General features: G+C 63.0%; 8 protein-coding genes. 5 read left to right on the top strand and 3 right to left on the bottom strand.

What is annotated here, in order from left to right:
• Positions 1-17 precede the first annotated feature (17 nt).
• Together K9857_RS28945 and K9857_RS28940 are read right to left on the bottom strand one after the other, a co-directional pair.
• Positions 18-761 carry a creatininase family protein gene (locus K9857_RS28945; protein ID WP_224541780.1) on the bottom strand — a complete coding sequence of 248 codons (744 nt, stop codon included), beginning with the start codon at positions 759-761 and terminating at the stop codon, positions 18-20.
• Positions 762-807: 46 nt separating this feature from the next.
• Complete coding sequence (locus tag K9857_RS28940; protein ID WP_224541778.1) at positions 808-2121, bottom strand: MFS transporter; 1314 nt, start codon at positions 2119-2121, stop codon at positions 808-810.
• Between the two features lie 132 nt (positions 2122-2253).
• Here K9857_RS28940 and K9857_RS28935 point away from each other — a divergent pair, with 132 nt between their 5' ends.
• Complete coding sequence (locus tag K9857_RS28935; RefSeq protein ID WP_224541775.1) at positions 2254-3171, top strand: LysR family transcriptional regulator; 918 nt, start codon at positions 2254-2256, stop codon at positions 3169-3171.
• 3 nt (positions 3172-3174) lie between these two features.
• Here the strand turns inward: K9857_RS28935 and K9857_RS28930 are convergent, their stop codons facing one another.
• Positions 3175-4083: a LysR substrate-binding domain-containing protein gene (locus tag K9857_RS28930; RefSeq protein ID WP_224541773.1), complete on the bottom strand. Its 909-nt coding sequence runs from the start codon at positions 4081-4083 to the stop codon at positions 3175-3177.
• A gap of 177 nt (positions 4084-4260) precedes the next feature.
• Between K9857_RS28930 and K9857_RS28925 the strand changes: the two genes are divergently transcribed.
• The 4 genes from K9857_RS28925 (at position 4261) to yghU (ending at position 7530) form a co-directional block, all read left to right on the top strand.
• Positions 4261-5466 (top strand): MFS transporter, encoded by a 1206-nt coding sequence (locus K9857_RS28925; protein ID WP_224541770.1) that lies wholly within the window; start codon positions 4261-4263, stop codon positions 5464-5466.
• Positions 5467-5506: 40 nt separating this feature from the next.
• Complete coding sequence (locus tag K9857_RS28920; RefSeq protein WP_224541768.1) at positions 5507-6178, top strand: type 1 glutamine amidotransferase domain-containing protein; 672 nt, start codon at positions 5507-5509, stop codon at positions 6176-6178.
• Between the two features lie 171 nt (positions 6179-6349).
• Positions 6350-6652, top strand: a complete 303-nt coding sequence (locus K9857_RS28915) for a DUF1330 domain-containing protein (RefSeq protein WP_224541766.1) — start codon at positions 6350-6352, stop codon at positions 6650-6652.
• Positions 6653-6690: 38 nt separating this feature from the next.
• The gene (gene yghU / locus K9857_RS28910) at positions 6691-7530 is read left to right on the top strand and encodes a glutathione-dependent disulfide-bond oxidoreductase (RefSeq protein ID WP_224541764.1); all 840 of its coding nucleotides are present in this window, start codon (positions 6691-6693) and stop codon (positions 7528-7530) included.
• Positions 7531-7693: the final 163 nt, after the last annotated feature.

The following is a 7693-nucleotide window of genomic DNA, read 5'->3' as shown; positions in this document are numbered from 1 at the left end:
TCCTACAGAAGTCGGGATTACTTGGCCTCCCGGCTAAACGCCGCCACCTCCTGCACCAACCCCTGCGCCGCCAGCATCACCAGTTCACGCCCTTTTTCCGGTGTAGCCAACGCCGGGTCCGAACCCATGCGGCCGTCCGGATGACGGGCGCGGAAGTCGGCGGCTTCGCGGATCGGGCCCCAGTTGGCGATTTGGGGCGAATAGTCGGCGGTCTTGATCGAATCCGGATAGGCCCACTGGGTAACGGCGATTTCCGACGGGGTCGCATGCACGCCGTGGCCGGTTGGGAACTGCTGTTTGGCCAGTTCGTTCACCCCTTCCAGGTCCCACCAGTTGCACAGCTTCAAGGCAAAGCCCGCAGGACGCTTGGCGAAGCTGGCTTCGGCGTAGATTTCCGAGAACGCCGCTTCGATCGACGCCACGTTACCGCCGTGGCCATTGAGGAACAGGATCTTTTCGAAACCGTGGGCCGCCAGCGAGCGCACCCAGTCGCCAATCGCCGCCATGAAGGTCGAAGGACGCAGGGAAATGGTGCCCGGGAAGCCCAGATGGTGTTGCGCCATGCCGATGTTGAAGGTCGGCGCGATCAGGATGTCGGCATCCTTCTGCGCCTGGCGGGCGATGATTTCCGGGCACATCCAGTCGGTGCCCAAAAGGCCGGTCGGGCCGTGTTGTTCGTTCGAGCCGATGGGAATCACGATGGTGCGGCTGCGCTGGAGGAACTGTTCGATTTCGGCCCAGGTGGACATGTATAGCAGCATGGCAGTGCTCTCTTTTCAGGGTTCCTAGCGGAACAGGATGTTGGTTTCAACCGGCGCTGAATTCAGCCACCGGCGTTTGAGTCGATGAAGATTTGTTGAGCAAGACGATCAGGGTCGCACACAGCGCGGCACAGCCGACAGCGACGACGCCCAGGTTCATGGTGCCGGTGGCGGTTTTCGCCCAGCCGATCACCGCCGGCCCCCAGAACCCGCCGGACAGGCCGATGGTGTTGATGAAGGCAATACCGCCGGCGGCCGCTTCGCCCTTGATGTGTTCCGAGGGCATGGTCCAGAACACGGTGTAGGCCATGAACATCGCGGCGGTGGCCACCGACAGCAGGGCCAGCGACGGCAACACGTGCCCGGCGGCGAAGGGGAACATCAGCATCATCAAGGCGCCAATCCCGGCCGGTACCGCGCAGTGCAGGCGGCGTTCGCCCAGGCGGTCGGAGCGGCGGCCGATGAAGTACATGCCGATGGCGGCGCCGATGTAGGGAATCGCGGCAAACCAGCCCAACTGTTGCGTGTCATTGACGCCCTGGTCCTTGAGAATCGCCGGCAGCCAGAAGCTCATGGCGTAGATCGAAAAGATGATGCAGAAATACGCCGATGCCAACACATAGGTTTTCGGGTCGCGCAGCACCGCCTTGAAGGAATGCGAGTGCCCTGCCGCTGTACCGAGTTCCGAGACCAGCAGTTGCTTCTCTTCAGTGCTCAGCCAGCGGGCGTCCGTCGGTCTGTTGGCCAGTACGAAGTAAGTGAGGACGCCGAGGAACACGCACGGCAGGCCCTCGATCAGGAACATCCATTGCCAACCCGCCATGCCGCCGACACCGGCCAGCGTGGTCATCAGCCAGGCCGAGAGCGGCGCGCCGACGATGCCGCCGATGGGCCCGGCGATGAACACGATGGCGATGGCCCGGGCCATCCGCGTCGGGCCGTACCAGCAGGACAGGTAATAGATCATGCCCGGCGCAAACCCGGCCTCGAACACTCCCAGCAGAAAACGCATCACGTAGAAGGTCGGCACGTCGCGCACGAACAGCATGCAGGCCGAGGTGATGCCCCATAACACCAGGATGCGGCTGAAGGTCTTACGCGCGCCGACCTTGGGCAGCATCAGGTTGCTGGGCAATTCGAACAGCACGTAGCCGAGGAAGAAGATCCCGGCGCCCGCGCCATAGGCGGCGTCGGACAGGCCCAGGTCACTCTGCATCTGCAACTTGGCGAAACCGACATTGATCCGGTCCAGATAGGCGAAGACATAGCAGATGAACAACAGCGGCAGCAGGCGCCAGTTGAGCTTGCGGTACAGGCCCGCCAGGGCGTCTGTTCTTGCCTCGGGAGTGAAGGTGGTCATGCGCGTCTCCAATTATTCTTGTTCACAGAGGTCGTGGGAGGGATGTTGCGCCGGCACCTTCAGACCAGCAAGAGCAACTAAGTTCGCGTATCGTTGCTCCATGAGCAACACTCGAACGTGAGGGAAGACGATATGCGCGAGATCAACCAGCAACGGCTGCGGTATTTCCATGAAGTGCTGGTCCACGGCTCGATCCGTGGCGCGGCGGACAGCATCAACACCTCGCCTTCGGTGATCACCCGGCAGATCAAGCTGCTGGAGGAAGAACTGGGCGCGCAGCTGTTCGAGCGTCAGGCCCGGGGTGTGCAGCCGACCGAAGCGGCGGCGCATCTGCTGGAGTTCTGGCGCGGGTATCGGTCGCACCAGGAACGGCTCGAAGACCAGTTGCAAGCGATCAAGGGCCTGCAGCAAGGCCATGTGCGGGTGGTAATCAGCGAGGGTTATGTCGATGCCCTGGTCGACAACGTGCTGGCACCGTTCTGCAAGCAGTACCCCAAGCTCGACGTGACCCTGGACATCCTGCCGGTGGACGATGTGCTCAGCGAAGTGGCGGAAAACCGCGCGCACATCGGCCTGGCCTACAATCCACCGCCGCACGCGCACATCGATTTCTGCGCCACCTCTTCGCAGCCGGTGATGCTGCTGGTGCGACCGGATCACCCGCTGGCCGTCCGGGGTGGCGTTGCCTCCGTGGAAGATGTCCTGGCCTGCCAACTGGTGCTGACACCCACCAGCTTCGGCATCGGCCACGCGATCAAGATGCTCGAGTACGCCGAGAAGATCGAGATCCGCCCGGCGCTGGTCAGCAACTCGCTGGCGGCCCTCAAGCGCCTGGTGGCGTCCGGGGACTTCGCTTCGTTGCTGGGGGAATACGCGGCCTATCGGGAGATTGCCCAGGGCAGCTTGTCGGCGGTGTTGGTGGACCATCCGCTGTTTCTCGGGGTCGAGGCGAAAGTGCTGGTGAAGTCCGGTCGAGCACTGACCGCCCCCGCCCAGGAACTGCTCAACTGGATGCTGCAACGCCTGCCGATGTTTGCCTCTGGCGAATGAACATCAGGTTGCCGCGGACAACCCGGCGGCGGTCTCCACTAGCAACTGGCGAAACCACTTGTGCGCCGGGTCGTTGCGATAACGCACGTGCCAGGCGATCTGCACCGGGAAAGTGCCCAGATCCACCGGCGCCTCCACCACCTTCAGGCGCGAGTCCTTGGCGATCTGTTTGCAGATCTGCCGCGGCAGGGTCGCGCAGTAATCGGTGACCGCGATGATCTCCGGCACCGCGAGAAAATGCGTCACCGAGATCGCCAGCTCGCGCCGCAGCCCCTGGCGGTCGAGGGCCTGGAACAGCCCTGCCCTGAGGCGTCCCGGTGGCTGAATGTTGACGTGGCGCAGCGACTCGTATTGTTCGCGCGACAGGCTGTCGCCGATGTCCGGATGGTCGGCCCGCACCACGCAGGCCAGGCTGTCATCCATCAAGTGCTGGACGATCAGGTTGTCGGGCGGTTCGACGATGCGACCGAGCACCATGTCCGTGGTGCCGGAAATCGCCCCGGTTTCCGCCAGGTCATTGCCATAGGGCGACAGCGACATTTTGATCCCCGGCGCCAATTGGCGCAGCCGGGCGACGATCCCGGGCACCAGCACGACTTCAACGTAGGTGTTCACGGCGATGTTGAGCTGACGGGTCGCGGTTGCCGGATCGAAATGCTGCCGGCCGATGAGCACCTCGTCGAGCCGGGTCAGGCTTTCGACGATCACCGGGGCGATCTCTTCGGCGAACTGGGTCGGCTTGATGCCATAGCGCTCGCGGATGAACAGCGGGTCCTGCAGCGTGTCGCGCAGCCGGTTGAGCGCGTTCGACAGCGCCGGCTGGGTGATGCCCAGACGCAGGGCGGCGCGAGTGACGCTGCGCTCTTCCATCAGCGCAATGAACACCGGCAACAGGTTGAGATCGTAGCGCATGGATTGCCACCGTCTGGATCGCGGGATTGACCAGACATAATGCCATATGAATATCTAACATCAAGCAAACAAACTTCTTGAATATCTCACCCTGAATCATAGTTGGGCCCATCCAGAAGGGGCTGCCGGAACCGGTAGCCAAATCGAAGCGGCTCAACTCAAATCAAGGTGATTCACATGACGAACACGCCATCTGCGAACAAGCTGACTCGCGCCCTTGCGCTGTTTGCCCTGGCCTTGGGCAGCTTCTGCATCGGTACTTCGGAATTTGCCAGCATGGGCATCATCCAGCTGTTTTCCGCCAGCCTCGGCATCGACGTACCCCAGGCCACCAACGCGATCACCGCTTACGCCCTGGGCGTGGTGATCGGCGCACCGGCGGTGACCCTGGCGGCGGCCCGGCTCAATCGACGCACGCTGCTGCTGGCCTTGATGGCGCTGTTTGTAGTCGGCAATGTGCTGTCCGCCATCGCGACCGACCTGAACCTGCTGATGGCCGCGCGTTTCCTCAGTGGCCTGCCTCAGGGTGCCTACTTCGGCGCCGGCGCGATGGTGGCCTCGTACATCATGGGCCCCGGACAGGAAGGCAAGGCATTCGCCATCGTCATGACCGGGCTGACCATCGCGACCATCATCGGCTCGCCGCTGGCGACTTTTCTCGGCCAACACCTGGGCTGGCGTGAAACCTATCTGGCGGTGGCGGCGCTTTCCGGTCTGGCGTTGCTGGCGATCTTTCAGTGGCTGCCACGCAGCGAAGCGTTGAACGGTACGCCGATCATTCAGGAACTGTCGGCCCTGCGCACCGGCAGCGTGTGGGGGGTGATGGCGGTGGCGACCGCCGGCATTGCCAGCCTGTTCGCGGTCTACACCTTCATCGGCCCGATCATCACCGATGCTGCACTCCTGGCCCCGGCCATGATCCCGGTGGCCCTGGCGATCTTCGGTCTGGGCATGACGGCGGGCAACAGCGTCGGTGGGCCGATGGCCGACCGTTATCCGATGCGTGGCATCGTGCTGGGCTTCGGTGTGGCGCTGGCGATGCTGGCGATCATCGCCACGGCCGGGCAAAACCCCTGGGTGCTGTTCCCTGCCCTGTTCGTCCTCGGTGCCGGCCTGATGGCGTCCCTGCCGACCCTGCAAGTGCGCCTGACCAAACTGGCCCCGCAAGCACCTTCGCTGATGGGCGCCATGCTGCTGGCCGCGTGCAACCTGGGCAATGCCATCGGCGCCTGGGGCGGCAGCGCCTCGATCGATGCGGGTTACGGCCTGCTGTCCGCTGGCTGGGCGGGCTTTGCCATGACCCTGACTGGTTTGGTGTTTTTCGGGCTGACCCTCATACGCCGTCGCCCTGCCCCGCTGATCAATGCGGCAGCCGTCGCCTGAATTTGAAACCTGAATTTTTAACCCTGTCGGAGCTTTAGCCATGAGCATCAAACACGTTCTGTTCATCCTCACCAACACCGCCCAAATCGGCCCGAACAACCGCCCAACCGGGTACTTCTTTCCCGAGGTCGCCCACCCTTACGAGGTGTTCGCCGAAGCCGGCGTGGCGGTCGAATACGCCTCGCCGCTGGGCGGCACCCCGCCGGAAGACGGCTATGACGAAAGCGATCCCGCGCAATTGGCATTCCGCAACAGCGCCGCGATCCGCCGCATGGCCAACAGCCGTCGGTTGTCGGAAGTGGATGTGCTGGATTACGACGCGATCTTCTTCCCCGGCGGCCTTGGCCCGATGGTCGATATCGCGACCGATCCTGATGTGAAGCATGCCGTTGAACGTGCGTGGAATGGCGGCAAGATCGTTGCCGCGGTGTGCCACGGTCCGGCAGCGTTGCTTGGGGTCAAGCTGGAAGACGGTACGCCGCTGGTTCAGGGCCGCAAGCTGACCTCATTCTCCAATGAGGAGGAAGCGGGTTACGCCCAGGCGGATGTGCCGTTCAATCTGGAAGACGCGCTGCGCGCCGAGGGTGCCGAGTATTCATCGGCAGCGGTGTGGCAGGAGAAAGTGGTGGTCGACGGTCGCCTGATCACCGGCCAGAACCCGGCATCCGGTGGGCCGCTGGCCAAAGCGCTGGTTGAAGCCCTGGGCCTCTGACCCCAGAAACCCCGCCGTCCCCCTGTAGGAGCGAGCTTGCTCGCGATGGACCCGAGACCACCGCTGGGTGTCAGCTGCCCAGCGTCACCGTTAACGACCATCGCGAGCGTGCTCGCTCCTACAGGATCGCGTGATCGTCACGCAGCCGAACACTCTATCGAGGAATTCATCATGTCCGCCTATGTTATTTTCATCCGCGAAACCACCACCGACGAAACGCAGATGCAGCAATACGCGCAAAAGGCCCCCGCCGCCCGTACCGGCCACGACATCACCCGGGTCGCCTTCTACGGCCAGCTCGAAGTGCTCGAAGGTCCATCGGCCGAAGGTGTGGCAATTCTGCGTTTTCCCGACATGAACGCCGCTCGGGCGTGGTACAACAGTCCGGCCTATGAGCAAGCGCGCGAACATCGCTTCAAGGGTGCGCAGTACCGGATGCTGCTGGTCGAAGGCAGCGACGTCGTACCGGCCTGACCTTGCGCGCTCAAAGCACATCACCAGGAGGTCCATGCGTGAGCAAAAAGTCCTACGTTCCGCCCAAGGTCTGGAAACACGAAGCCCCGTCCGGCGGTCAGTTCGCCAACATCAACCGCCCGGTTGCCGGCCCGACCCATGACAAGACCCTGCCGGTGGGCAAGCAGCCTTTGCAGCTGTACTCGCTGGCGACGCCCAATGGCGTGAAGATCACCATCATGCTCGAGGAACTGCTGGCGCTGGGGCATACCGGCGCCGAGTATGACGCCTGGCTGATCCGCATCGGCGAAGGTGATCAGTTCTCCAGTGGCTTTGTCGAGATCAATCCGAATTCGAAAATCCCCGCCTTGCTGGACCGCAGCGCAGAGCCGCCGATCCGGGTGTTCGAGTCAGGTTCGATTCTGTTGTACCTGGCGGAAAAATTCGGCGCCTTCCTGCCCAAGGATCCGGCAGGGCGTACCGAGACCTTGAACTGGCTGTTCTGGCAGATGGGCTCGGCGCCGTATCTGGGGGGTGGTTTCGGGCATTTCTATGCCTACGCGCCGGAGAAGTATGAGTACCCGATCAACCGCTTCACCATGGAGGCCAAGCGTCAGCTGGATGTTCTTGATCGCCGGCTTGCGGAAAGTGCCTATCTGGCTGGTGAGGAATACAGCATCGCCGATATTGCGGTGTGGCCATGGTATGGGCAGTTGGTGCGGGACAAGGTGTACTCGGCGGCTGAGTTTCTCTCGGCTCACGAATACAAGCATGTGCAACGTTGGGCCGAAGACATCGCCAAGCGGCCTGCGGTGGTGCGTGGCCAGCGGGTCAACCGGACCTGGGGCGATGAGGAAAGCCAGGTGCCTGAACGGCATCAGGCCAGTGATCTGGATTGAATCCGCTGTACCTGTAGGAGCGAGCACGCTCGCGATGGAGGCCAGGCCACCGCGGGGCATCAGGCAGCCCGCGTCATCGTTGACGACCATCGCGAGCAGGCTCGCTCCCACAGATTTTTTGGCCGTGCGCAAAACCTGTGGGAGCGGGCTTGCTCGCGAAGGC

The sequence above is a fragment of the Pseudomonas sp. REP124 genome (assembly GCF_020164475.1).
Lineage (GTDB): Bacteria > Pseudomonadota > Gammaproteobacteria > Pseudomonadales > Pseudomonadaceae > Aquipseudomonas.
The sequence above is the reverse complement of the archived record's forward strand: the minus strand, read 5'-3'. Positions and strand labels throughout refer to the sequence as shown.

What these genes read in the sequence shown, in the direction of transcription:
- K9857_RS28945 (WP_224541780.1), bottom strand. Translation starts at nt 761, where the DNA reads ATGCTGCTATACATGTCCACCTGGGCCGAAATCGAACAGTTCCTCCAG.
- K9857_RS28940 (WP_224541778.1), bottom strand. Translation starts at nt 2,121, where the DNA reads ATGACCACCTTCACTCCCGAGGCAAGAACAGACGCCCTGGCGGGCCTG.
- K9857_RS28935 (WP_224541775.1), top strand. Translation starts at nt 2,254, where the DNA reads ATGCGCGAGATCAACCAGCAACGGCTGCGGTATTTCCATGAAGTGCTG.
- K9857_RS28930 (WP_224541773.1), bottom strand. Translation starts at nt 4,083, where the DNA reads ATGCGCTACGATCTCAACCTGTTGCCGGTGTTCATTGCGCTGATGGAA.
- K9857_RS28925 (WP_224541770.1), top strand. Translation starts at nt 4,261, where the DNA reads ATGACGAACACGCCATCTGCGAACAAGCTGACTCGCGCCCTTGCGCTG.
- K9857_RS28920 (WP_224541768.1), top strand. Translation starts at nt 5,507, where the DNA reads ATGAGCATCAAACACGTTCTGTTCATCCTCACCAACACCGCCCAAATC.
- K9857_RS28915 (WP_224541766.1), top strand. Translation starts at nt 6,350, where the DNA reads ATGTCCGCCTATGTTATTTTCATCCGCGAAACCACCACCGACGAAACG.